The following is a 25,660-nucleotide window of genomic DNA, read 5'->3' as shown; positions in this document are numbered from 1 at the left end:
GATCAGTTGCCCAGTGCCTTGGAGGCCAGCCAGAACAAGCCGGCCGAGAGGCCCACGGTCGCAGGCAGGGTCAACACCCAAGCCATCAGGATGGTCTTGACCGTGCCACCTTGCAGGCCGCTTTTGTTGGCGACCATGGTGCCCGCCACGCCGGAAGACAGGACGTGGGTGGTGGAGACCGGTAGGGCGAAGATATTGGCAAAGCCAATCATGGTGGCGGTGGTGATCTGTGCCGACATGCCCTGGGCATAGGTCATGCCCTGCTTGCCGATCTTCTCACCGATCGTCAGTACCACACGCTTCCAGCCCACCATGGTGCCCAGGCCCAGGGCCAGTGCGACCGCGAGGATCACCCAGAACGGTGCGTACTCGGTGGTGGCGGTGAGGTCCTTGCGCAGTTTGTCGAGGTCGGACTTCTCACGCGCTTCCAGGCCCGGCAGCTTGCCGACTTTTTTCGCGGTGTCGTCCAGGCACAGCAGGTAGCGGCGCACTTCGATGCGGTGATCGGCACTCAGGGAATGGTAGTCGGAGACGCCTTTCAAGGTATCCAGCAAGGCATTGATGGTGGGTTCGGTCTGCTGCGGGTTGCAGCGGAACTTGCCCGGCAGGTCGTCTTTCACGCTTTTGCCCAGGGCCAGGAACTCACCCAGGGTCTCGTGGTTGCGCTGGTAGAACTGGTTAAGGTGCAGCGTGGCGTCGCGAGTACGCTCGATCTGGTAGGTGGTGCTGCCCAGGTCGAGTACGAACTGCGCCGGCACGATACCGATCAGCACCAGCATGATCAGGCCGATGCCTTTCTGGCCATCGTTGGAGCCGTGCACGAAACTCACGGCCATTGCCGAAATCACCAGGACCAGGCGGTTCCAGAACGGCGGGTGCTTCTTGTCGTCGAGCTTGCGGCGCTGGTCCGGGGTCTTGTGCATCTTCGACAGCGGGCGCCACCATTTCAGGCCGATCAGCACCAGGGCTGCGACCAGGAAGCCGGCCATCGGCGAGAACACCAGGGACGCGCCGATATCGACGGCCTTCTGCCAGTTCACACCGTCAGCCAGGGGGATGTCGTTGATCAGGGCATTGGCCAGGCCGACACCGAGGATCGAACCGATCAGGGTGTGGGAGCTGGAGGCGGGGATACCGAAGTACCAGGTGCCCAGGTTCCAGGTGATCGCCGCGGCTAACAACGAGAAGACCATCGCCAAGCCATGGCCGGTGTTCACATTGATCAGCAGCTCCACGGGCAGCAGGTGCACGATGGCGTAGGCGACACCGACACCACCGAGCAACACGCCGAGGAAGTTGAACACCCCGGAGAAGAACACGGCCAGATGCGGCGGCATGGCTTTGGTATAGATGACTGTGGCCACCGCGTTAGCGGTGTCATGAAAGCCATTGATGAACTCGAAGGCGAGGACAAAGGCCAGGGCGAGCAACAGGCTCACGAGAACCCAAGCATCCAGTCCGCTGAATAAATCGATCATGAAGGTTTTCTGACCCGGTCGTAAGGGGGCGCGATTATGCCAGAAAACCTCGGTAATCGATGCACTAGCTGCTCATCGGTATCAATCTTCATCGAATCGCCCTGGGCGAAAGCTGGCAATCCCAGGGTTTTCGGGGCTTTGGCAAGTCTTTGATTTATAACGCGCAGCGCTGAAAAGACAGGGTTTTGTCACCAAATCGTCATGCCTGAAACATTTGTATGAAATTTTACAGGCGATCGCGGGATGAGGCCGACGGCGCGCTGGCTAAATGGCAGCACTCCAGCCAGGACCCAAGACTCAAGCCGAAGCGCTTATTGCTCTTCGGCCTTGAGTTCCTGTTCAATCTTTTGGATTTCCTGGGCAAATGCCTGGTCGAGCAGGCTGGCTCGCTTGCGCCATGGTTTGCGTTCCGGTTCAGGCTGGGCGGCGTAGGTGGTGACTTCTCCGCCGTAAACATCCTTGTAACGTTGCTCCTGGCGCTCAAGTTCCGCGCGCAGTTCATCTTTCGTCACATTGTTACCTAATTGAGTTGAGTGTAAATACGTAGCAGCGTTAATGCCTGAATGCCGCCTCGGGTTGTTCCAAATTGAACCCATGAAGTGTTCAAGTTTGAAATGGAAACGAGAGGCCACTGTTGCGACAGTCATTGCAGGCAGGTAGTTGCGACCGTTCATGCACGGCCTGTGCATGGTCTGGCGAGCTCCGGCCCCGATATCAAACCGGGCTGACCTCCGCACAGGGTGCATTATAGCGGCGCATTTGAATAACACTATCGGCATAAAGTTAAAAAGCGTCAACTTTGTGTGAGTGTTTTGTTACGCGGACGCGTCGGTATTTGCTGAAAAACTGGCGTCATAAATACAACAAGGGATACCGTTATTAAATGACCGGCTTAACATTATCGGATGGCGAGATTGGGACATCTGCCAGGTGCGGTGCTGAATTGCGATAATCGCATGATTGTCCGATAATCGCCCAATGTTGCGGGGCGTGCCTTGTGCGCCACGGCCGGCCCGGCTTGTAATAGCAGCCCAATCCCCTGTGGTTGACAATAAGAGAAAGGAACCTGGCATGAACGATCAATTGCGCAACTCTTTCGCGTCAGTGGCGCCGCCGATCGTTGCCTCGCCGGCCAAACGTATCCAGGCGTTTACCGGCGACCCGGACTTCATGACCTCGCTGGCTCGCGGCCTGGCCGTGGTGCAGGCGTTCCAGGAGCGCAAGCGCCACCTGACCATCGCCCAGATCAGTCACCGCACCGAAATCCCCCGCGCTGCCGTACGCCGTTGCCTGCATACCCTGATCAAACTCGGCTACGCCACCACCGATGGGCGCACCTATTCATTGCTGCCCAAAGTCCTGACCCTAGGGCATGCCTACCTGTCCTCCACGCCATTGGCGGTATCGGCCCAGCCTTACCTGGACCGCATGAGCGAGCAACTGCACGAAGCCTGCAACATGGCCACCCTCGAAGGCGACGACATCCTCTACATCGCCCGTTCGGCCACCACCCAGCGCCTGATTTCCGTGGACCTGTCGGTGGGCGGACGGTTGCCGGCCTATTGCACCTCCATGGGCCGCATCCTGCTCGCGGCATTGGATGACGCTTCGCTGCAGGACTACCTCGATCACGCCGACCTGCAAACCAAGACCAGCCGCACCCTGACCACCCCCGAAGCCTTGTTCGAATGCCTGCAACAAGTGCGTCAGCAGGGCTGGTGCATTGTCGACCAGGAACTGGAACAGGGCCTGCGCTCCATCGCCGTGCCGGTGTATGACGCGTCCGGCCAGGTGCTGGCGGCGCTCAATGTCAGTACTCACGCTGGGCGGGTCAGCCGCAGCGAACTGGAGCAACGTTTCCTGCCGAGCATGCTCAGTGCCAGCCGTGAGTTGAGTGCGCAGTTGTTTGCTTAAGGTGTTCGGTGACCGCACAGATCCCCGCTTGATCAATTGACGATGTTTCCCCCGGCTTATTACTGTGCGGCAGCGCTCTTGAGGGCGCCCCAATAATAATGACGGCCCCAGGCCGTTGGCCCGCCATCGGTGTGGAATAAGAATAATGAATCAACCTTCTGTCGGCACGACCCTGGACGTCCAGTCCTTCATCAACACCCAGCCACTGTCCCGTTACCAGTGGCGCGTGGTGATCCTGTGTTTCCTCATCGTTTTCCTCGATGGCCTCGACACCGCCGCCATGGGCTTTATCGCGCCCGCGCTGTCCCAGGACTGGGGCATTGACCGCGCCAGCCTTGGCCCGGTGATGAGCGCTGCGTTGATCGGCATGGTATTCGGCGCCCTGGGTTCCGGACCGCTGGCCGACCGTTTCGGGCGCAAGGTTGTGCTGGTGGGCGCGGTGCTGGTGTTTGGCGCCTTCAGCCTGGCCTCGGCCTACAGCAGCAACGTGGACCAATTGCTGGTGCTGCGTTTTCTCACCGGGCTGGGCCTGGGTGCCGGCATGCCGAACGCGACGACCTTGCTCTCCGAATACACCCCTGAACGCCACAAGTCGCTATTGGTGACCAGCATGTTCTGTGGTTTCAACCTGGGCATGGCCGGTGGCGGGTTTATCTCGGCCAAGCTGATCCCGGCGTTCGGCTGGCACGCCTTGTTGATGATCGGCGGCATCCTGCCGTTGATCCTGGTGGTGGTGCTGATGCTGTGGCTGCCGGAATCGGCGCGTTTCCTGGTGGTGCGCAACCGAGGCACCGACAAGGTGCGCAAAACGCTGTCGCCCATCGAACCCTCTATTGTTGCCCAGGCCACCGCCTTCAGCGTGCCCGAACAAAAAACCGTCAAGGCGCGCAATGTGTTTGCGGTGATTTTCTCGGGCACCTACAGCGCCGGCACCTTGCTGCTGTGGCTCACGTACTTCATGGGCCTGGTGATCGTGTACCTGCTGACCAGTTGGCTGCCGACCCTGATGCGCGACAGCGGCGCCAGCATGGAGCAGGCTGCGTTTATCGGCGCGCTGTTCCAGTTTGGTGGCGTATTGAGCGCCGTCGGCGTGGGATGGGCGATGGACCGGTTCAATCCCCACAAGGTCATCGGCACTTTCTACCTGCTGGCCGGGGTGTTTGCCTACGCGGTCGGGCAGAGCCTGGGCAATATCACCCTATTGGCCACCTTGGTGCTGGTCGCCGGGATGTGCGTCAACGGTGCGCAATCGGCGATGCCATCCCTGGCGGCGCGCTTCTACCCGACCCAAGGCCGCGCCACCGGCGTGTCGTGGATGCTTGGCATCGGCCGTTTCGGCGCGATCCTCGGCGCGTGGATGGGCGCCACCTTGCTCGGCCTGGGCTGGAACTTCGAGCAGGTGCTCACCGCCCTGGTGATTCCGGCCGCTTTGGCCACGGCAGCCGTGGTGATCAAAGGCATGGTCAGCCATGCGGATGCGACCTGAGATCAATCGATAGCCTGCCAACAATCTGTTCGATAATCGAACGCTGAGTCGATTATCGGATTGTTTGGCCGATTTCCCCGGCTTAATCTTCAAGCACTTCGGCGCCACCTCAGCGCCTTTTCGATCCACACCGGGAGCCCAACCCCATGGCTGAAATTCTTGCGCTGCGCGACGCGGTGAAGCAATTCGTGAACGACGGCGACACTGTCGCACTGGAAGGCTTCACCCATCTGATCCCTACGGCAGCGGGTCATGAAATCATTCGTCAGGGCAAGAAAGACCTGACGCTGGTGCGTATGACGCCTGACCTGATCTACGACCAGTTGATCGGGGCCGGGTGTGCGCGCAAGTTGATTTTTTCCTGGGGCGGTAACCCGGGTGTAGGCTCCCTGCATCGCCTGCGTGACGCGGTCGAGAAGCAATGGCCGCAACCGTTGGAAATCGAAGAACACAGCCACGCCGACCTGGCCAATGCCTACGTCGCCGGCGCATCGGGCCTGCCGTTCGCGGTGCTGCGCGCCTACGCGGGTTCCGACTTGCCCAAGGTCAACCCGCTGATCAAGAGCGTGACGTGCCCGTTCACCGGTGAAGTGCTGGCAGCGGTACCGTCGGTGCGTCCGGACGTCACCGTGATCCACGCGCAAAAGGCTGATCGCAAGGGCAACGTGCTGCTCTGGGGCATTCTAGGGGTGCAGAAGGAAGCGGCCCTGGCGGCCAAGCGCTGCATCGTCACCGTGGAAGAAATCGTCGATGATCTGAACGCGCCGATGAACAGCTGCGTGCTGCCGACCTGGGCCCTGACGGCGGTGTGCCATGTACCCGGTGGTGCCCATCCGTCTTACGCCCACGGCTACAACGAGCGTGACAATCGCTTCTACCAGGCGTGGGACCCCATCGCCCGCGACCGTGGGACCTTTACCGCCTGGATGGATGAATACATCCACGGCACTGCCGATTTCAGTGAATTCCAGGCCAAGCTGACCACGCAGCAGGAGGCCAAGTAATGGCTTACTCGACCAATGAAATGATGACCGTCGCCGCCGCGCGTCGCCTCAAAAACGGCTCCGTATGCTTTGTGGGCATCGGCCTGCCGTCCAAGGCCGCCAACCTGGCACGCCTGACTTCGTCGCCGGATGTGGTGCTGATCTACGAATCCGGGCCGATTGGCGCCAAGCCCAGCGTATTGCCACTGTCGATCGGTGATGGCGAGCTGGCGGAAACCGCCGACACTGTGGTGCCGACCGGCGAGATTTTTCGCTACTGGCTGCAGGGCGGGCGTATCGACGTGGGCTTCCTCGGCGCCGCGCAAGTCGACCGCTTCGGCAACATCAACACCACCGTGGTCGGTGATTATCACCAACCCAAGGTGCGCCTGCCGGGCGCCGGTGGCGCGCCGGAAATCGCCGGCTCGGCCAAGAGCGTATTGATCATCCTCAAGCAGTCGTCCCGTTCGTTTGTCGACAAGCTGGACTTCATCACCTCGGTCGGCCACGGCGAAGGTGGGGATTCGCGTAAACGCCTGGGTTTGCCGGGTGCCGGTCCTGTCGGAATTATTACCGACCTGTGCATCATGGAACCGGAAGAGGGCACCCATGAATTCGTGGTCACCGCCCTCCATCCGGGCGTGACCCGCGAGCAAGTCGTAGCGGCCACCGGTTGGGCGATTCGGTTTGCCGAGCAGGTCAGCACCACCGCCGAGCCGACCGAGGTCGAGTTGACCGCCCTGCGTGATCTCGAAGCACGCACGGCCGCCGCCCATGGCCAAGCCCCGGGAGAAGCCTGATGCGCGAGGTGTTTATCTGCGATGCGATTCGCACCCCCATCGGCCGCTTTGGCGGTGGCCTGTCCAGTGTGCGCGCCGATGACCTGGCGGCCGTGCCGATCAAGGCACTGATCGAGCGCAACCCTTCCGTGGACTGGTCGGCCGTCGACGAGGTGTTCCTCGGCTGCGCCAACCAGGCCGGTGAAGACAACCGCAACGTCGCCCGCATGGCGTTGCTGCTGGCCGGCCTGCCGGAAAGCATTCCCGGCGTCACCCTCAACCGTCTGTGCGCCTCGGGCATGGATGCGATCGGCACCGCGTTTCGCGCCATCGCCAGCGGCGAAATGGAGCTGGCGATTGCCGGTGGCGTCGAGTCGATGTCCCGTGCGCCGTTCGTGATGGGCAAGGCGGATGCGGCGTTTTCGCGCAACATGAAGCTGGAAGACACCACCATCGGCTGGCGTTTTATCAACCCGTTGATGAAAGCCCAGTACGGCGTGGACGCCATGCCGCAGACCGCCGATAACGTCGCCGACGACTACCAGGTTTCCCGCGCCGACCAGGACGCCTTTGCCCTGCGCAGCCAGCAACGCACCGCCGCCGCCCAGGCTGCCGGGTTCTTCGCTGAAGAAATCGTACCGGTACGGGTCGTCCAGAAAAAAGGCGAAACCGTGGTGGAGCACGATGAGCACCCCAGGGACACCACCCTTGAAGCCCTGGCCAAACTCAAGCCGGTCAACGGCCCGGACAAGACCGTCACCGCGGGCAATGCCTCGGGGGTGAACGACGGTGCGGCCGCACTGATCCTGGCGTCTGCCGAAGCGGTGAAAAAACACGGCCTGACTGCCCGCGCCCGCGTGCTGGGCATGGCCAGCGCCGGTGTTGCGCCACGGGTGATGGGCATCGGCCCGGTGCCGGCGGTGCGCAAGCTGGTGGAACGCCTGGGCCTGGCCGTGACTGACTTCGATGTGATCGAACTCAACGAAGCCTTCGCCAGCCAAGGCCTGGCGGTGCTGCGTGAACTGGGCATCGCCGACGATGCACCCCAGGTCAACCCGAACGGTGGCGCCATCGCACTGGGCCACCCGTTGGGCATGAGCGGTGCACGGCTGGTATTGACGGCCCTGCATCAGTTGGAAAAAACCGGCGGCCGTAAAGGCCTGGCGACCATGTGCGTGGGCGTCGGCCAAGGCCTGGCCCTGGCGATCGAACGCATCTAATAAGAGAGGACAGCTCCATGAGTGACAAGCCCGGTTACCGGCGCCCGCAAGCGGGCACTCAGCCTGATTACCTGCACCCGGCCTACCAGTCGACGAACCTGCGTTCGCCGTCCCAGCCGTTGGTGTTCCTGCCCCATTCCTTGTCGGAAATCACCGGCCCGACCATCGGTGCCGAGCGAGTCAGCGAAAAGGACAACGACCTCACTGCCCAACACGACGGCGAACCGTTGGGCGAACGCATCATCATTCATGGCCGCGTGCTGGATGAAAACGGCCTGCCGGTGCCGGGCATCCTCGTGGAGATCTGGCAGGCCAACGCCGCCGGTCGCTACAACCACAAGCGTGACCTGCACGATGCGCCGCTGGACCCGAACTTCACCGGCACCGGGCGCACCGTCACCGACGCCGATGGCTGGTACCAGTTCCAGACCATCAAGCCTGGGGCCTACCCATGGGGCAACCACCACAACGCGTGGCGCCCGGCGCATATCCACTTTTCGCTGTTCGGCCCGAGCGTGCTGACGCGCCTGGTGACGCAGATGTATTTCCCTGGCGACCCGCTGCTGGAATACGACCCGATCTACAACTGCGTACCGGATACCAGCGCCAAGGAGCGCCTGATCGCCCGTTTCGACCTGGAAAAGACCATTCCTTCCTATGCCCTCGGCTACCGCTGGGACATCGTCCTGCGCGGCCGCGACGCCACGCCGATGGAGAAATGAGATGACACTCTACGCGACCACGTCCCACACCGTAGGGCCGTACTACCACATCGGCCTGACCTGGTTGAACCGCGAGGATTTGACCGTCGCCGCCACCCTCGGCGAGCGCGTGGCGATCAGCGGGCAAGTGGTGGACGGCAACGGTGATGTTGTCAACGACGCCATGCTCGAAGTCTGGCAGGCCAATGCCGCCGGCAAGTACGACCACCCTGAAGACGAGCAGGACAAGGCGCTGGACCCGAACTTCGAAGGCTTTGGCCGGGTGCCGGTGGATGCCGAAGGGCGCTTCCGCTTTACCACGATCAAGCCGGGCAGCGTGCCGGGCCTGCAAGGCACGACCCAGGCGCCGCACCTGGTGGTGTTGGTGTTTGCCCGTGGGCTGGTGAAGCACCTGCTGACGCGGATTTATTTCGAGGGCGAGGCGTTGAACGGGGACGACCCGTTGCTGGCCTGTGTGCCTGCCGAGCGGCGCGGCACGTTGATTGCCAAGCCGGATGCGGCGGGTGTGCACCAGTGGAATGTGATTTTGCAGGGCACAGATAAGGAAACGGTGTTCTTCGATTATTGAGTCGCTTGTCAGGACCCCATCGGGGGCAAGCCCCCTCCCACATTTTGATGTGGGAGGGGGCCGGTTCAGGCACTGCCTACGCAAAAGTCTGCTTGCGGAACATGGTTGTTGCAAAGTATGTCTAGGCTATAACCGTTCCCACTGAGTGAAAAACCATGACAACAACCACCAGTCACTACACCGGAGAAGAGCGCAGCAAACGGATCTTTGCGATTGTCGGTGCCTCCTCCGGCAACCTGGTCGAATGGTTCGACTTCTACGTCTATGCCTTCTGTGCCATTTACTTCGCCCCGGCGTTTTTCCCGTCGGATGACCCCACGGTCCAACTGCTCAACACCGCTGGCGTGTTCGCCGCCGGCTTCCTGATGCGCCCCATCGGCGGCTGGCTGTTCGGCCGGGTCGCCGACAAGCACGGACGCAAGAATTCGATGATGATCTCGGTGCTGATGATGTGCGCCGGTTCCCTGGTCATCGCCTTTTTGCCCACCTACAAAGACATCGGCGCCTGGGCCCCGGCCCTGCTGCTGGTGGCGCGGCTGTTCCAGGGCCTGTCGGTGGGGGGCGAATATGGCACCACTGCGACCTACATGAGTGAAGTCGCACTCAAGGGCCAGCGTGGGTTTTTCGCCTCGTTCCAGTACGTGACCCTGATCGGTGGCCAACTGTTGGCGGTGCTGGTGGTGGTGATCCTGCAACAGATCCTCACTGAGGAAGAGCTGCGGGCCTGGGGCTGGCGGATTCCGTTCGTGATCGGTGCGATTGCCGCGGTGATCTCCCTGCTGCTGCGTCGCACCCTCAAGGAAACCACCAGCAAGGAAACCCGCGAGGACAAGGACGCCGGCAGTATCGCCGCGCTGTTCCGTGACCATAAGGCGGCATTCATCACCGTGCTCGGCTACACCGCAGGCGGTTCGCTGATTTTCTACACCTTTACCACCTACATGCAGAAGTACCTGGTAAACACCGCCGGGATGCACGCCAAGACCGCCAGTTACATCATGACCGGCGCGCTGTTCCTGTACATGTGCATGCAGCCGCTGTTCGGCATGCTGGCCGACAAGATCGGCCGGCGTAATTCGATGCTGTGGTTCGGCGCGTTGGGCACACTGTGCACGGTGCCGATCCTGCTCAGCTTGAAAACCGTCAGCAGTCCGTTCCTGGCGTTTGTGCTGATCACCCTGGCCCTGGCGATTGTCAGCTTCTACACCTCGATCAGCGGCCTGGTGAAGGCGGAAATGTTCCCGCCACAAGTGCGCGCCCTGGGCGTGGGCCTGGCCTATGCGGTGGCCAACGCGATCTTCGGCGGTTCGGCGGAATACGTGGCCCTGGGCCTCAAATCCATGGGCATGGAAAACACCTTCTATTGGTATGTCACCGGCATGATGGCGGTGGCCTTCCTGTTCAGCTTGCGCTTGCCGAAACAGGCGGCGTACCTGCATCACGATTTGTAAGGGATGAGTTATGACACTGCGCACGAGCAATCAACTGTTCGACGCTTACTTCACCGCTGACAGCATGGCCGAGGTGTTCTGCGACCAGGGACGCTTGCAGGGCATGCTCGATTTCGAAGCCGCGCTCGCCCGGGCGCAGGCCCGGGTCGGGTTGATCCCCCAGGCCGCCGTGGCGCCGATTGCCCAGGCGTGCCTGGCGTCGCTGTACGACGTGGATGCCCTCGGCGTGGCAATTGCCGCGGCGGGGAATTCCGCGATTCCGCTGGTGAAGGCCCTGGGCAAGTTGATTGCCAGCGGGGATGCCGGGGCCGAACGCTATGTGCACCTGGGTGCGACCAGCCAGGACGTGATGGACACCGGGCTGGTGCTGCAACTGCGCCGGGCCCTGGGGTTGATCGAAACGGACCTGGCGCGTCTGGGCGACGTGCTTGCCGCCCAGGCCCAGCGTTATGCGACGACGCCGTTGGCCGGGCGTACCTGGTTACAGCACGCGACGCCGGTCACCCTGGGGATGAAGATTGCCGGTTGGCTGGGCGCGGTGACGCGCAGTCGCCAACGTTTGAAAGAACTGCAACCGCGTTTGCTGGTGCTGCAATTCGGCGGCGCGTCCGGGACGTTGGCGGCACTCGGTGAACACGCCATGCCGGTGGCCGAGGCGCTGGCGGCGGAGTTGCAACTGAGCTTGCCTGAACAACCCTGGCACACCCAACGGGATCGTCTGGTGGAGTTCGCCTCCGTCCTGGGCCTGATCGCCGGTAGCCTCGGCAAACTGGGCCGCGATATCAGCCTGCTGATGCAAACCGAAGCGGCCGAAGTGTTCGAGCCGTCGGCGCCCGGCAAGGGCGGTTCGTCGACCATGCCGCACAAACGCAACCCGGTGGGCGCCGCTGTGCTGATCAGCACCGCCACGCGCGTGCCCGGCCTGGTGGCCACGATGTTCAGCGCCATGCCCCAGGAACATGAACGCAGCCTGGGCCTGTGGCACGCCGAATGGGAAACCTTGCCGGAGATTTGCCGCCTGGTGTCCGGGGCCTTGAAACAAGCGCTGCTGGTGAGCGAAGGGTTGGAAGTCGACCCCGGACGCATGGCCCACAACCTCGACCTGACCCAAGGGCTGGTGCTGGCCGAAGCCGTCAGCATCGTGCTGGCTCAACGCCTGGGCCGGGAAACCGCGCACCACCTGCTGGAGCAATGCTGCAAACGCGCCGTCGCAGAAGGGCGCCACTTGCGCGCGGTGCTGGCGGACGAACCGCAGGTCACCGCCGAGTTGTCCGCCCCTGAGTTGGACCGCCTGCTCGACCCGGCCCACTACCTGGGCCAGGCGCCCACCTGGGTCACTCGCGCTGTCACCGAACACTTTGCATTGAACGCCTAAGGAGAACGCTGTGGCTTTCGTACAACTCGCCGAGGGCGAACTGCGTTACCAACTCGATGGCCCCGTGGACGCACCGGTGCTGGTGCTGTCCAACTCGCTGGGCACCGACCTGCATATGTGGGATATCCAGATCCCGGCGTTGACCGAGCATTTCCGGGTGTTGCGTTTCGACACCCGTGGCCACGGCAAATCCCTGGTGACCGAGGGACCGTACAGCATCGAGCAGTTGGGCCACGACGTGATCGCACTGCTGGATGCGCTGGATATTCAGCGTGCGCACTTTTGCGGGCTGTCCATGGGCGGCTTGATCGGCCAATGGCTGGGGATTAATGCCGGTGAGCGCCTGCAGCGCCTGGTGGTGTGCAACACCGCCGCCAAAATCGGCACGCCGGAGATCTGGAACCCACGGATCGAGATGGTCCAGCGGGATGGCGCGGCGTCCATGGTGGCCTTGCGCGATGCGTCGATTGCGCGCTGGTTCACCGCCGATTTTGCGGCAGCCAACCCGCACCAGGCCAAGCAGATCACCGACATGCTTGCCGCGACTTCGCCCCCAGGTTACGCGGCCAACTGCGCCGCCGTGCGTGATGCGGATTTCCGTGAGCAGTTGTCGAAGATCAAGGCGCCAACCCTGGTGATTGCCGGCACTGAAGATGCCGTCACGCCACCGGCCGGTGGTCACTTTATCCAGCACCATGTGCAGGGCGCCGAGTACGCCGAGTTCTACGCGGCGCACCTGTCCAATGTGCAGGCCGGTGCTGCGTTCAGTGATCGGGTTATCAAATTTCTGCTGGCCCGCTGAGGTCGCTGTTGTGGCAACTGGCTCGTTGTGGCAAGTGGGCTACCTGTGGTGAGCGCGCTTCTTGTGGTGAGCGGGCTTCTTGTGGTGAGCGGGCTTGCCCCGCGCTGGGCTGCGAAGCAGCCCCAATACGGACGCCGAATTATTTCAGACAGACCGTGGCGCTTGATTTGGGGCCGCTTCGCGCCCCAGCGCGGGGCAAGCCCGCTCACCACAAGAAGCCCGCTCACCATAGGAGCCCGCTCGCCACAGGTCATCGAGTTGAAATTTTATTGAACCAGGAGTTTTTTGTGGACGAGAAACAACGTTACGCCGATGGCCTGCAGGTGCGCCGCGAAGTGCTGGGCGATGCCCATGTCGACCGCAGCCTCAATGCCCTGACCGAGTTCAACAGCGAGTTCCAGGACATGATCACCCGCCACGCCTGGGGCGACATCTGGACCCGCCCCGGGCTGCCTCGCCACACCCGCAGCCTGATCACCATCGCCATGCTGATCGGCATGAACCGCAATGAAGAGCTCAAGCTGCACCTGCGCGCCGCCGCCAGCAATGGCGTAACCCGTGCCGAGATCAAGGAAGTGCTGATGCAGAGTGCGATCTATTGCGGGATCCCGGCGGCGAATGCAACGTTCCACCTGGCTGAATCAGTGTGGGACGAACTGGGGGTAGAATCCCGCGAGCCGAAGTAACAGGCTCAGGCCAGCCTTGTCGTGTAGACCCTCTTGCGCAACGGAAGTCCCATCTCTTCTTTCAGGCCGTTCTCGGTAAATTCCCGTGGATTGGTGGTGGTTTTCGCGGTGCTGGGGTCGCCGTCGAAATCAACCGGGGGGGCTGTCGTTTGCAGACCGATTGCCTGCCGCTCTATGTTGGGTTCGCGTTCCTGGTGAGTGTCGGGTGTTGCAGTTTCTCCCTTTAGATTTTGACCTGTAGCACCCGCGAATGCGTGTCCCCTCTCATGAGCGAGGCTGCTGATCGGGGGGGAACTGTCGTCATACATATACATCGGGTTGTAATTGATCGTGCCCAGGTCAGCCGTTTCTCCCGGTTTACCCTCCACGATGTAACCCAACTGTGAATCGGTCAGTGATTCGACGTCGCCGCCCGCTTGAAGATACCGTTGAATGGCTTGGGTGTTGAAGCCGTAGGTCATGTCATCACGGGTGTCCAGCTCGCGCAGGGTGACTGGCGCGTTGTTGCGCGCCGCCAGTTCGTCCTCTTTCTTCAAGGACTGCTGGCCTATGGGCGACATTCTCAATAGCTCCAGATCGTCTTCGACCCGCTGTCTGAACTCCGCGGAACCCTCGACCAGATAGGCTGTTTTGCCGGCGTCACTGGGCGTTACATCAAACCTGCGTGAGTTGAGCGAGCGGATCACATTATCCGAAGGTTTGGCGTAGATAACCGTGTTGTCATGGTAAGACCTCACGTTGTTACTATCCCTGCCGGTGTAAATGACCGAACTGCCATGACTGACCATCAGGTTGTCACCACCGCCACCGTGCATCACGGTGTGGCCATTTTTGGCGATCATGAAGTCGTGACCGCGCCCCCCGTCCATATGCACCACTCGGTTGGCAGGGCCCTTCACGGCCTGAAGGTGGTCGTCGCCATTGTCGCCATAAAGCGCACTGCTGCCACTGCCCGCGATCAGCGTGTCGTTGCCTTCTCCGCCCGATGCGACCCCACGCTCCCTGCCCATCACGATAAAGTCGTCGCCAGCGCCGCCCTTGATTTGGGTGGTACCGCCACCACCACGGGCGTAGTCGTCACCGTCTCCCAGGTCGATCCTGATGGGGGGCGTCACGTCTGGAGCCACTACCACGCTGTCGTTGCCGCCGTGGGTCTTGATATACAGGGGTTGGACCATGCCCGCCTCGGGGCGATTGAGCAGCTCAAGGGTGTAGGCTTTACCGTTGACGGTAGCGAGCAGCTTTCCATCGGAGGTACGTCTGATGTTCACCCGGTCTGCATGGTTGCCTGTTTCCAAAACGATTTGACTGAATATTGTGCTGACGTCGCCGTTTTGCGCGGCGCTGAATTCAACCTCCTGGGAGATTTTTACGTGCTTGTCCTGAAACAGGACCTCGCTGTTTACGTAGCTTTTGTGTCCCAGGGCGACTTCGGGAGTCGGTCGGGAGGCGGGGGTCAGGGCATCGGAATCAGGGCGTTTGTATTTGATGTGGACTGGGGGTTCTGGCGTTGCCGGTGATGGGCTGTTGGTGTAATTCGTCAGCACGGGCGTGGGCGCAGGGATAGTCATGGTTGGGCTCGATCGTGGTGGGCAGGTGTTCCTTTGAGTGGCGGGAGGGGAAATGCTGTTCCAAGGGAAAAGCAGTCAAACGCTGTCTTGATGTTGCATGCCTTAAGAGCGGCCTGGAGTTAATGGGAGTCGGCGTCCCACACCCAATTCCACACGCCCGGCAGATGCACTGCTTCATTCACGTCTTTGACCGTACGCGCCAATGCCGCGCGTTGCAGGGCGGCCGTATCGGTGTAGAACGGTTCGGCTGCGGTCTTCATGCCATTGACTCGTGCGCTGTCCAGCAGGATCTGCAGGTATTCCTGCATATGCCGCGCGGTATAGCGGTTGATATCGTGGAAGGTCACCACCACCGGTATCACGCCGTCCACCGTCGGTAACTCCCCCAATGCGATGCGCTCGCGCACCACCGACAGTTGTCGATACAGGTTGGCGCGGCGGCGTGGGCTGCCATTGAAGCCCCAGATCTTGCCGTCATTGGCGCTCAGGTCAGTCAGCAGGACCTGCATGCCGTGGCGCTGGTAGGCGGCGAAGGTGCGTCGGTCGTAGTTCCAGAACGGCGGGCGGACCAGCACGGGCGGCGCGCCGGTGATCGAGGCGATATCGCTCGCGCCCTGGCTGAGGGTGCGTTCCAGCTCGGCATCATTCAGCCAGCGGTGGTTGGTATGAAAGGTCGTGGCAGTGTGAAAAGCCAGCACATGCCCGCCGGCGTATTCACGCGCCATCGTCTTGCGCCCCCGCGAGCTGCCGCCGGAACGCGACGATTCTGTCTGCAGGAAGAACACCGCCTTGATCCCCGGCAGCACCGGGTTGTGCGCCAGGTCGGCGAGCACTGAACGGCTGGGGTTGTTGTAGCCCGAGGCGCTGGGGCCGTCATCGAAGGTCAGCAAAAAACGGATCGGTGCCTGGGCTTGCAGGCGTTGCTCGGTCTGCGCGGTCAGGGCGATGGGCGCGCCGATACAGCCGCTGAGGCTCAAGGCCAGGGCAAGCACGGCGGATGCGATGGCAAAGGATTTCATGGTGTGCGCAGGCTCGGATAAGAGGCCGCTGCTGGGCGGATCAGCAGCGGCAGGCGCGCACGATACAGTAAGTGCCGCGCCGGATTACAGCAGACTTATCGGGTAACTGACGATCAACCGGTTTTCATCGAACTCGTTGTTGCTGTAGTCGCGGCGCATGCTCGAATTGCGCCAGCGCACCGTAAGGTTTTTCACCACGCCGCTTTGCACGGTATAACCCAATTCGCTTTCGCGGCCCCACTCCTTGCCCTCGGTGACGGTGCCGGTGTGCACGTTGCTGCCGCTGATATAGCGGTTCATCAGGGTCAGGCCCGGTACGCCGAGGGCGGCGAAGTTGTAGTCGTGGCGCACCTGCCAGGATTTTTCCTCGGCGTTGTCGTAACTCGAGTTGTAGCTGTCGTTGGCCAGGGTACCGCCGCTGGTGCCGTTGACGCGCATCCAGGCGCTGTTGCCGGTGAGTTTTTGCAGGCCGACGTAAAAGGTGTTGCCGCCATACTTGGCCGAGAACAGACCGGACCAGGTTTTGTTGTCCAGGTCGCCAGCGCGGGCGCTGCCGTCGTCCTTGCCATAGAAGAACCCGAGGTTGGCGCCCAGGGTCCAGTCGCCCAGGGGCTGGCTGTGGATCAGGTTGACGAACTGCTGGCTGTAGATGTCCTTGAGCTGGGCGTTCCACAGTCCGATCTGGGTGCGTTTGTCATTGAAGGCGTACTCGCCGCCCTGGAAGTTGAAGCGGTCCGAGGTGAACGCGGTTTTGCCGACCATCGACATGTCCGACATGCTGCTGTCGTCGCGCGGGCTGTTGGCGCGGAACTGGCCGCCGTACAGGGTCAGGCCGTCGATTTCCTTCGAGGTGATCTGCCCGCCGCGCAGGGTTTGCGGCAGGGAGCGGCCATCGTCGGCACGCAGGATCGGCAGCACCGGCATCCATTCGCCGACCTTCACTTCGGTCTTGGAAATACGCGCCTTGAACGCCACGCCGAGACGGCCGAATTCATCCGCAGGGCGGCCATCGTGGTCCAGCGGCAACAGCTGGGTGCCGCCGGTACCGCGCCCGCCATCGAGCTTCAACGAGTACAGCCCCAGCACATCCACACCGAAACCGACGGTGCCTTGGGTAAAGCCGGACTTGGCGTCGAGGATGAAACTCTGTGTCCACTCCTGCGCGCCACCCTGGGTTTTGGTGGGGTTGGTGAAATTGCGGTTGAAGAAGAAATTACGCAGGTTGAGGTTGGCGCTGGCGTCCTCCAGAAAACCGTGTTCTTCGGCGACGACGGGCAGGGCAAGACTGGCGATAGCGGTGGCCAGCAGGAGCCGGCGCGGGTGAAAAGTGCTCATGGTGGTGGACCTGTTGTTATTGGGTTTATGCAGGTGGCGGCCATGGTGCGGGGCGGTGCGGGGGCGGTTCAATCGGGGCAGGGCGGGTTGTGGGCGATGATCGAACGCAAGTTGCCGGGCGCAAAGGCCCGGTACTGCGGGGTTATCGCTTGGGCAGGTCGAAGTGGGTCCAGGGCACCGCCGGCAAATAATGCTGGGCGGCAATGATCAGCGCCACCATCACCACCAGGAACACCCCTTGCAGAGGGCTCCAGAAGGCCCAGTGCAGGCCGTTCAACCAGGGGTAGCCTTCGGCGAACTTCTGGCTCATATGACCGATGCGTTTTTTGTGCAGCAGGTTGATCAGCAGCGCGCCGGCATAGGTCAGCGCACCCAGTACGCCGAGCATCAAGCCGCAGGCCACCAGCATGATCGCCTGCGGTACGCCGTGGCGAATCACCAGCCAGTAGTCGTTGGGGTTGATTCGCTTGGGGATCAGGTACTGGCTCAGCCACACATCCAGCACCCGATAGGTTGAACTCATCCCGGCCCACATTTGGGTGACGCGAAAGCCAACGGCCGCCGGCACGAACGCCATCAGCATGAAAATGACCAGCGACATCCCGTCCATTCTGTCTGGCTTATCGTGGGCGATGCTCAGGCCAAGCCCCAAAGCGAAGACGGCCCATAGCCGGATAAACACCTGGGTGTAGATCGGCCGGGGCACGAATTTGCGCCAAAAGAACAGGTCTGTTTGAGGCAGGCGCTCGACCAGTTGCGGATAGCGCCAGGTCAGTGTTTGCGCCAGGTGCTGGCAGGCGTTCCACTCGTTCTCGCCAAACCCATCGATCATGCGTTTGTGTTGCGTGGCGGACATCGGCGTCAGCAGCAGGCGTGCGGCCAGGGCATCGGCTGATGTGCGCCGCGTGTCCTGGGCCTTGTCCTGCAAGTTGGCGTAGAAACTTTCCTGCTCGCAACGCGACACCAGTTCGCGCCACATCCACGCCGGTTCCGGGTACACGCCTTTCTGGTCGTCCCAGCCGAAGGCCTGGCACACCCGCTCGAACAGCGGCACGCTCCACTGGGTGTCATGCAGCAGGTGCAGGACGATGCGCTGCCATTGCTGTTGCAGGTCGAACACCCGCAGCCAGGGTTGGTCGTTGTACTGCGTGAGCTGGGTGATGAACTCGCGCTCGGCCTTTTGCTCCAGGAGTTCCTGCAGGGTGCGGCGGTAGTCTTGCAGCAGCTCGCCGGTCAATGCTTCGTATTGCCAGGACGTCATCGCCACCTGCTGCCAGGGGGTCAGCCATTCCAGGTGTTGCGCGGCCCAAGCGGCGATGGCGCTGCGTTCGCCCGGTGCTTCGAAACAATGGCGCAACAGGCCGGCCTGGAACGCATCGGTGCAGCCCTGTTGCCGAGCCTGGGCCCAGCGTTCATCGAGGTTACGCGCGTTAAGGCCGTCGAGCAGTGCCTGGGCCGGGTCCGGTGTGGGGGCGTCGAAGGGCGCAGGGCTGACGGGGCTGATGTCCATCAGTTCGGCCAGGTCATTCAGGTTTGTGTAGGCCGCTTCGGCCACGGGCGCCTGGACGCGTTCTTCCTCTTCGTTATCCGCCCGCCAGCGTGCTTCACTCAGCGCGTGTTCATAGGCCTCGCGCAGGCGCTGGAAGCCTTGGGCGTCGTCGTCCGGGCGGCAGCTTTTCAGCAGCCGTGCATAGCTGCGCTTGATGCTGCGCTCGTCGGCGTCATCCGGCAGTTGCAGTACGGTCCAGCAATCCATGTCGTGTTCCCTCAGCGCCAGAACCCGTTGTCGAGTTGCTCAAGTTGACGGCTCAGTTCGCTGCGGGCTTCGCGGATGCGGCGTTCGTCCTGGGTGTCGAGTACCTGCTGGAACTGCGCCGCCCAATGCCCGAGCTGTTCGCGCAGCTCGCCGAGGTTTTCCTGGTAGAGCCGTTCGAGGCGGGCGACGAGCACGGTATTGACCTGCTGGTCGCGGGGGTGGACCTTCAATTGCGCCAGGGCTTGCAGGCGTTGCTGGATCTCCTGCGGGTTGAGCACGCCGGGGTTATTCTCGATCACCAGCGAATGCTGCTCGCCGGTCAGCGGGATATTCACCTGGGCTTCCAGCAGGCCGTTGTTGTCGTAGGTGAAACGCACGTCCAGGGAGACTTCACCGGCCTTGCGCTTGGGCACTGGAATATCCAGTTGGCCCAGCTCGATGTTGTCTTTGACCAGGCGGCTTTCGCCCTGGTAGATCTTCAGCAGTACGTGGGCCTGGTCGTCGTGCAGGGTGACCACGCTTTTGACCCGACTGACCGGCACGCTGCTGTTGCGTTCGATCAACGGCAGGTAATGGCCGCTTTCGATATGGCCGCCGTACTGGTTGGAGGTTTCGATGCCCAGGGTGTAGGGGCAGACGTCGGTCAGCACCACTTCTTCGAGGGCCGCGGAACGGGCCTTGAGGGCGGCCTGGATCGCCGCACCATGGGCGACCACCTGGTCGGGGTCGAGGCTGATGGAAGGGAAGCGCCCGAACAGGCCGGCGGCGAGTTTACGTACCAGCGGCATGCGCGTGGTGCCGCCCACCAGCAGGATTTCATCCAGGTCGCCGACCCGAATCCGCGCGTCGCGCAGGGCACGTTCGATCGGCGCGCGCAGGCGTTCCAGCAGCGGCGTGTAGAGCTTGGCCAGTTCCTGTTGGGTGATGGTTTTCACCCATTGCTGGCCGTCGACGCGCAGGGCGAACTCGGCGCTGTCGTCCTGGCCCAGGGCTTTGCGTACGCGCTCGGCTTCGCGGCGCAGGGCTTGCAGCACCGTGCTGGTGGGCGGGAAACCCGTGGCGTTGCGTTGGCTGTCGACAAAGTGTTCGAGCAACAGGGTGTCGAAGTCTTCGCCACCGAGGAAGTTGTCGCCGGCGCTGGCGCGGACTTCCATCACCCCGTCGAACAGCTCGATGATCGACACGTCGAAGGTGCCGCCGCCAAGGTCGAAGACCAGGAACGAGGTTTCTTTATCCCGCTGGTGCAGGCCGTAGGCCAAAGCCGCGGCGGTCGGTTCGTTGATCAGTTTCTCAACGCTGAGCCCCGCCAGTTCACCGGCGATGCGCGTGGCCTTGCGTTGGCCGTCGCTGAAATAGGCGGGCACGCTGATCACCGCGTCGGTAACGGTTTGGCCGTAGGTGCGCTCGATGTCTTCCTTGAGGCTTTTGAGTACCAGCGCCGAGAGTTCTTCGGGGCGGAACGAGCGGTCGCCCAGGCGCACTTCGGTGGCGCTGCCCATGTAGCGCTTGAACAGCGAGGTGGTCAGGTGCGGATGGGTGTGCAGGCGCTCTTTGGCGGCCTGGCCTACCAGGACACGGCCTTGGTCATCCAGCCCGACCACGCTGGGGGTCAGTAACTGGCCCAGGGCATTGGGCACCATTTCGGCGGCATCGCCGCGCCAGACGGCTGCGAGACTGTTGGTGGTCCCCAGGTCGATTCCTACGATCATTACGACAAGCTCCCTCTGTGGTCTGTAAGAATCTGTGACAGATTTTACCCTGAAAGGTTGAGCGCAAAGCAAGGCGGGAGCGCTTTGTGGCTCGCCATAAAAACATTCCGTCCATCGCAAGGCCCCGATGACCGGGCATAAAAAAACCGCTTCCAGTAAGGCAAGCGGTTTTGTTTACAACGGCGCTATCAGAACAACTTCAGCGCCGGTGCTTCTTCTTTCAACGGCTCGTTCTTCGCGGTCTGCTCGTTCCAGCCGCCGCCGAGGGCCTTGTACAGGTTGACCTCGCTGGTCAGCTGCGCCAGGCGGTCGGTGATCAGCGATTGCTGGGCACTGAACAGTTGGCGCTGGGCGTCGAGGAAGGTCAGGTTGCTGTCGACACCGATGCGGTAGCGACGCTCGGCCAGGCGGTAGTAATCCTGGTTGGCCGCGACGAAGCCACGCTGGGCCTCCAGCTGCTGCTTGTAGGTCTCACGCGCGGCGAGGCCGTCGGAGACTTCCTGGAAGCCGGTCTGGATCGCCTTCTCGTAGTTCGCCACGTTGATCTCTTTCTGGATCTTCGAGTAGTCCAGGCTGGCGCGCAGGCTGCCGGCGTTGAAGATCGGGATGTTGATCTGCGGGGCGAACGACCAGGTGCCCGAACCGCCTTTGAACAGGCCGCCCAGGGTAGGGCTGGCGGTACCGGCGCTGGCGGTCAGGCTGATGCTCGGGAAGAACGCTGCACGGGCCGCACCGATGTTGGCGTTGGCGGCCTTGAGGTTGTACTCGGCCTGCACGATGTCGGGACGACGTTGCAGCAGGTCCGAGGGCAAGCCGGCCGGTACGTCGCTGAGCAGGTCATCCGACAGCGGCTTGCTGGCGATATTCGCCGGCAGGCCGGTGCCCAGCAGCAGGGTCAGGTTGTTTTCGTCCTGGGCCACCTGGCGGGTGTAGCGTGCCAGTGCCACACGGGCATTTTCCACCGAGGTGCGCGCCTGGCTGAGGTCGAGGGCCGAAGCCACACCGACTTCATTGCTGCGCGAGGTCAGTTTGAAGCTCTGCTCGTACGCGCCGAGGGTGTCCTGGGTCAGCTTGAGCAGTTCCTTGTCGGCCTGCCAGGTCAGGTAGGCATTCGCCACGCTGGCCACCAGGCTGATCTGGGTGCTGCGCCGTGCTTCTTCAGTGGCGAAGTACTTTTGCAGCGCTTCTTCACTCAGGCTGCGCACACGACCGAACAGGTCCAGCTCATAAGAACTGATCCCGAGGCCGGCCGAGTACTGGCTGGTGATGGTCGATTCGCCGGTCTGCGACAGCTTGGCCGGGGTGCGCGAACGGCTGCCGCTGCCCGTGGCCGATACGGCCGGGAACAGGTCGGCACGCTGGATCTGGTACTGCGCCGCATACGCGTCGATGTTCAGGGCCGCGACACGCAGGTCACGGTTGTTCACCAGCGCGGTCTGGATCAGCTGTTGCAGGGCAGGGTCATGGAAAAACTGCTTCCAGCCCTGCTCGGCAGCGGCCTGGCCCGGCGCCTGGGCCGACGAATACGCCGGCCCCTGTGGGAACTGAGCTGCCACCGGCGCTTCAGGGCGCTGGTAGTCAGGGATCAGCGAGCAGCCACTGAGCACGAATGCGGTGACGGCTAAGGAGAGTAGCGACTTGCTCATTGGCCAGCCTCTTGAGGAGTTTGCTTAGGTTCAGTCTTGTTACGTTCGCCCATGGCGGACACGCTCGCGAAGAACAGGGGTACCCAGAAGATCGCCAGCACCGTGGCCGTGATCATACCGCCAATTACACCGGTACCGATTGCGTGCTGGCTGCCTGAGCCGGCGCCCGAGGAGATCGCCAGCGGCAACACGCCGAGGACGAACGCCATGGAGGTCATGATGATCGGCCGCAGGCGCATCCGCGAGGCTTCGATGGCCGCCTCGACGATGCCTTTGCCTTGCTCGTGGAGTTCCTTGGCGAACTCCACGATCAGGATGGCGTTCTTCGCTGCCAGGCCCACCGTCACCAGCAAGCCCACCTGGAAGAACACGTCGTTGGACAAGCCGCGCATGCTGGTGGCGATCAACGCACCCACCACGCCCAGTGGGACCACCAGGATCACTGCGATCGGGATCGACCAGCTTTCGTACAGCGCCGCGAGGCAAAGGAACACCACCAGCAGCGACAGCGCATACAGTGCCGGCGCCTGGGAGCCGGACAGGCGTTCTTCATACGACAGGCCCGTCCAGGCATAGCCCACACCCGCCGGCAGCTCCTTGGCGATGCGTTCGACTTCGGCCATGGCGTCACCGGTACTGTAGCCCGGTGCCGGGGTACCGAGGATTTCCATCGCCGCTACACCGTTATAACGCGAGAGCTTCGGCGAGCCGTAGATCCACTTGCCCGAGGCGATGGCCGACAATGGCACCATCTTCCCGGAGTCGCTGCGCACGTACCATTTGTTCAGGTCTTCCGGGGACATCCGGCTGGCGGCCTCACCTTGCACGTAAACCTTCTTCACCCGACCACGGTCGATGAAGTCGTTGACGTAGCTGCCACCCAAGGCAATCGCCAGGGTCTGGTTGATGTTGGACAGCGTGATGCCCTGGGCACTGGCCTTCTCGTCGTCGACGGTGAGCTCGTATTGCGGCTCATCGTTCACGCCGTTGGGGCGCACACCGGCCAGGATCTTGCTCTGGGCAGCCATGCCCAGGAACTGGTTACGCGCAGCCATCAGCTTTTCATGGCCGACACCGCCCTGGTCTTGCAGGAACACGTCGAAACCGGTGGCGTTACCGAGTTCCAGTACAGACGGCGGCACAATGGCAAACACCATGGCGTCCTGGAAGGTCTGCATGAAGTAACCCTGGGCACGCTTGGCAATCTCGAACACCGAGGTGGACGAGTCGCGCTCATCCCACGGCTTGAGCATCACGAAGGCCAGGCCCGAACTCTGGCCACGACCGGCGAAGTTGAAGCCGTTCACGGTAAACACCGATTTCACGCCTTTGCCTTCGCCTGGTTCGCCTTCCTTATCATTGAGCAGGTAGGCGCGCATGTCGTCGATGACTTTTTGCGTGCGTTCAGCCGAAGAACCTACCGGGGTCTGCACCTGGGCAAAGATCACGCCCTGGTCTTCATCGGGCAGGAACGCAGCCGGGATGCGCATGAACAGCCAGATCATGCCGGCGATGATCAGGGCGTACACCAGGAACGCCGGGATCTTGTGCTTGATCATGTTACCCACGCCGCGCTCGTAGCTCAGTACGCCGCGGTCGAAGGTGCGGTTGAACCAGCCGAAGAAACCACGCTTGGGTTGGCCGTGTTTTTCCGGGTCGATCGGCTTGAGCATGGTGGCGCACAGGGCCGGGGTGAAGATCAGGGCAACCAGTACCGACAACGCCATGGCCGAAACGATGGTGATGGAGAACTGTTTGTAGATCACACCGGTGGAGCCGCCGAAGAACGCCATCGGCAACAGTACCGCCGACAGTACCAGGGCAATACCCACCAGGGCGCCCTGGATCTGGCCCATGGACTTGACCGTCGCCTCTTTCGGCGACAGGTGCTCCTCGGCCATTACCCGCTCGACGTTTTCCACCACGACGATGGCGTCGTCCACCAGCAGGCCGATGGCGAGGATCATGCCGAACATGGTCAATGTGTTGATGGTGAAACCGAACGCCGCGAGGATCCCGAAGGTACCCAGCAATACCACCGGTACGGTCATGGTGGTGATGATGGTGGCGCGGAAGTTCTGCAGGAACAGGAACATCACCAGGAACACCAGCACGATCGCTTCGATCAGGGTGTGCACCACACCGGAGATCGATTCGGTCACGACCGGGGTGGTGTCATACGGCACCACCGCCTTCATGCCAGGCGGGAAGAACGGTTCCAGGGACGCCACGGTGGCACGGATGGCCTTGGCGGTGTCCAGGGCGTTGGCGCCCGACGCGAGCTTGATCGCCATACCGGAAGCCGGGTTGCCGTTGAACTGCGCGCTGATGCTGTAGTTCTGGCCGCCGAGTTCGATACGCGCCACGTCACGCAGGCGAACCTGTGAGCCGTCGGCATTGACCTTCATGAGGATATTGCCGAACTGCTCAGCCGTCTGCAGCCGGGTCTTGCCGATGATGGTGGCGTTCAGCTGGTTGCCGGGCAGGGCAGGCAGGCCGCCCAATTGACCGGTGGCCACCTGGACGTTCTGTGCCGAGATGGCCGTGCTGACATCCACCGGCGTGAGCTGGAAGTTGTTCAGCTTGGCCGGGTCCAGCCAGATACGCATGGCGTACTGCGAACCGAACACCTGGAAGTCACCCACACCTGCGGTCCGGGAAATCGGGTCCTGGATGTTGGAAACGATGTAGTTGGACAAGTCATCCTTGGTCATGCTGCCGTCTTCCGACACCAGGCCGATCACCATCAGGAAGTTCTTTACCGACTTGGTTACGCGGATACCCTGTTGCTGCACTTCCTGCGGCAGCAATGGGGTCGCCAGGTTCAGCTTGTTCTGTACCTGAACCTGGGCGATGTCCGGGTTGGTACCCTGGTTGAACGTCGCGGTGATGGTCATGCTGCCGTCGGAGTTACTGTCCGAGGCCACATAACGCAGGTTGTCGATACCGTTGAGCTGTTGCTCGATGACCTGCACCACGGTGTCCTGCACGGTTTGTGCGGACGCGCCTGGGTAGGTCACCTGGATGTCGATGGCGGTTGGCGCGATGGCCGGGTATTGGTTGATGGGCAACTTCAGGATCGACAGTGCCCCGACCAGCATGATCACCAGGGCAATTACCCAGGCGAAAATGGGACGGTCGATAAAAAATTTCGACATGG

Annotated in this window: 20 protein-coding genes; 11 read left to right on the top strand and 9 right to left on the bottom strand. The window is 62.1% G+C overall.

Annotated features, from left to right (window positions below):
• Positions 1 to 2: 2 nt before the first annotated feature.
• Positions 3 to 1,478: an inorganic phosphate transporter gene (locus AC07OT_RS26915; protein ID WP_027604410.1), complete on the bottom strand. Its 1,476-nt coding sequence runs from the start codon at positions 1,476 to 1,478 to the stop codon at positions 3 to 5.
• A 311-nt stretch (positions 1,479 to 1,789) separates the two neighbouring features.
• Entirely contained in the window at positions 1,790 to 1,990 is a 201-nt protein-coding gene (locus AC07OT_RS26910) for a hypothetical protein (RefSeq protein ID WP_495109517.1), read from the bottom strand.
• A gap of 559 nt (positions 1,991 to 2,549) precedes the next feature.
• Here AC07OT_RS26910 and pcaR point away from each other — a divergent pair.
• The 11 genes from pcaR to pcaC all read left to right on the top strand — a co-directional run bounded on the left by pcaR (position 2,550) and on the right by pcaC (position 13,464).
• A complete protein-coding gene (gene pcaR, locus AC07OT_RS26905; protein WP_025855315.1) occupies positions 2,550 to 3,392 on the top strand; it encodes a pca regulon transcriptional regulator PcaR in 843 nt (280 codons plus the stop codon).
• A 145-nt stretch (positions 3,393 to 3,537) separates the two neighbouring features.
• Positions 3,538 to 4,878 carry a 4-hydroxybenzoate transporter PcaK gene (gene pcaK / locus AC07OT_RS26900; RefSeq protein ID WP_065938825.1) on the top strand — a complete coding sequence of 447 codons (1,341 nt, stop codon included), beginning with the start codon at positions 3,538 to 3,540 and terminating at the stop codon, positions 4,876 to 4,878.
• A 146-nt stretch (positions 4,879 to 5,024) separates the two neighbouring features.
• Positions 5,025 to 5,882, top strand: coding sequence for a CoA transferase subunit A (locus AC07OT_RS26895; protein WP_027604408.1), 858 nt, complete (start codon positions 5,025 to 5,027; stop codon positions 5,880 to 5,882).
• Entirely contained in the window at positions 5,882 to 6,661 is a 780-nt protein-coding gene (locus AC07OT_RS26890; protein ID WP_027604407.1) for a CoA-transferase subunit beta, read from the top strand. The genes AC07OT_RS26895 and AC07OT_RS26890 overlap by 1 nt, the downstream gene beginning before the upstream one ends.
• Positions 6,658 to 7,860 (top strand): 3-oxoadipyl-CoA thiolase, encoded by a 1,203-nt coding sequence (gene pcaF / locus AC07OT_RS26885; protein WP_495101047.1) that lies wholly within the window; start codon positions 6,658 to 6,660, stop codon positions 7,858 to 7,860. Before AC07OT_RS26890 ends, pcaF begins: the two co-directional genes overlap by 4 nt.
• A gap of 17 nt (positions 7,861 to 7,877) precedes the next feature.
• Entirely contained in the window at positions 7,878 to 8,582 is a 705-nt protein-coding gene (gene pcaH, locus AC07OT_RS26880; RefSeq protein ID WP_027604405.1) for a protocatechuate 3,4-dioxygenase subunit beta, read from the top strand.
• Between the two features lies 1 nt (position 8,583).
• Positions 8,584 to 9,150 (top strand): protocatechuate 3,4-dioxygenase subunit alpha, encoded by a 567-nt coding sequence (gene pcaG, locus AC07OT_RS26875; protein ID WP_098480246.1) that lies wholly within the window; start codon positions 8,584 to 8,586, stop codon positions 9,148 to 9,150.
• Positions 9,151 to 9,305: 155 nt separating this feature from the next.
• Entirely contained in the window at positions 9,306 to 10,601 is a 1,296-nt protein-coding gene (locus AC07OT_RS26870) for an MFS family transporter (RefSeq protein WP_065938827.1), read from the top strand.
• A 10-nt stretch (positions 10,602 to 10,611) separates the two neighbouring features.
• A complete protein-coding gene (locus tag AC07OT_RS26865) occupies positions 10,612 to 11,976 on the top strand; it encodes a 3-carboxy-cis,cis-muconate cycloisomerase (protein WP_495109496.1) in 1,365 nt (454 codons plus the stop codon).
• A gap of 10 nt (positions 11,977 to 11,986) precedes the next feature.
• A complete protein-coding gene (gene pcaD, locus AC07OT_RS26860; RefSeq protein WP_495109495.1) occupies positions 11,987 to 12,778 on the top strand; it encodes a 3-oxoadipate enol-lactonase in 792 nt (263 codons plus the stop codon).
• 287 nt (positions 12,779 to 13,065) lie between these two features.
• Positions 13,066 to 13,464: a 4-carboxymuconolactone decarboxylase gene (gene pcaC / locus AC07OT_RS26855; RefSeq protein WP_495109494.1), complete on the top strand. Its 399-nt coding sequence runs from the start codon at positions 13,066 to 13,068 to the stop codon at positions 13,462 to 13,464.
• Positions 13,465 to 13,469: 5 nt separating this feature from the next.
• On the opposite strand, the gene AC07OT_RS26850 is transcribed toward pcaC, so the two are convergent.
• From AC07OT_RS26850 to AC07OT_RS26820, 7 genes are all read right to left on the bottom strand, one after another.
• Positions 13,470 to 15,035 carry a M91 family zinc metallopeptidase gene (locus AC07OT_RS26850; protein WP_495109493.1) on the bottom strand — a complete coding sequence of 522 codons (1,566 nt, stop codon included), beginning with the start codon at positions 15,033 to 15,035 and terminating at the stop codon, positions 13,470 to 13,472.
• A gap of 119 nt (positions 15,036 to 15,154) precedes the next feature.
• Entirely contained in the window at positions 15,155 to 16,054 is a 900-nt protein-coding gene (locus tag AC07OT_RS26845) for a polysaccharide deacetylase family protein (RefSeq protein WP_108573970.1), read from the bottom strand.
• An 84-nt stretch (positions 16,055 to 16,138) separates the two neighbouring features.
• Complete coding sequence (locus AC07OT_RS26840) at positions 16,139 to 17,389, bottom strand: OprD family porin (RefSeq protein WP_495109492.1); 1,251 nt, start codon at positions 17,387 to 17,389, stop codon at positions 16,139 to 16,141.
• A 142-nt stretch (positions 17,390 to 17,531) separates the two neighbouring features.
• Positions 17,532 to 19,145 (bottom strand): J domain-containing protein, encoded by a 1,614-nt coding sequence (locus tag AC07OT_RS26835; protein WP_495109491.1) that lies wholly within the window; start codon positions 19,143 to 19,145, stop codon positions 17,532 to 17,534.
• Positions 19,146 to 19,156: 11 nt separating this feature from the next.
• Complete coding sequence (locus tag AC07OT_RS26830) at positions 19,157 to 20,854, bottom strand: molecular chaperone HscC (protein WP_495109490.1); 1,698 nt, start codon at positions 20,852 to 20,854, stop codon at positions 19,157 to 19,159.
• Positions 20,855 to 21,042: 188 nt separating this feature from the next.
• Positions 21,043 to 22,500 carry an AdeC/AdeK/OprM family multidrug efflux complex outer membrane factor gene (gene adeC / locus AC07OT_RS26825; protein WP_027604394.1) on the bottom strand — a complete coding sequence of 486 codons (1,458 nt, stop codon included), beginning with the start codon at positions 22,498 to 22,500 and terminating at the stop codon, positions 21,043 to 21,045.
• On the bottom strand, positions 22,497 to 25,658 hold the full coding sequence (locus AC07OT_RS26820; RefSeq protein ID WP_065928270.1) for an efflux RND transporter permease subunit: 3,162 nt from the start codon (positions 25,656 to 25,658) through the stop codon (positions 22,497 to 22,499). The genes adeC and AC07OT_RS26820 overlap by 4 nt, the downstream gene beginning before the upstream one ends.
• Positions 25,659 to 25,660: the final 2 nt, after the last annotated feature.

This window comes from Pseudomonas sp. GW821-FHT09C10 (assembly GCF_059418085.1).
The sequence above is the reverse complement of the archived record's forward strand: the minus strand, read 5'-3'. Positions and strand labels throughout refer to the sequence as shown.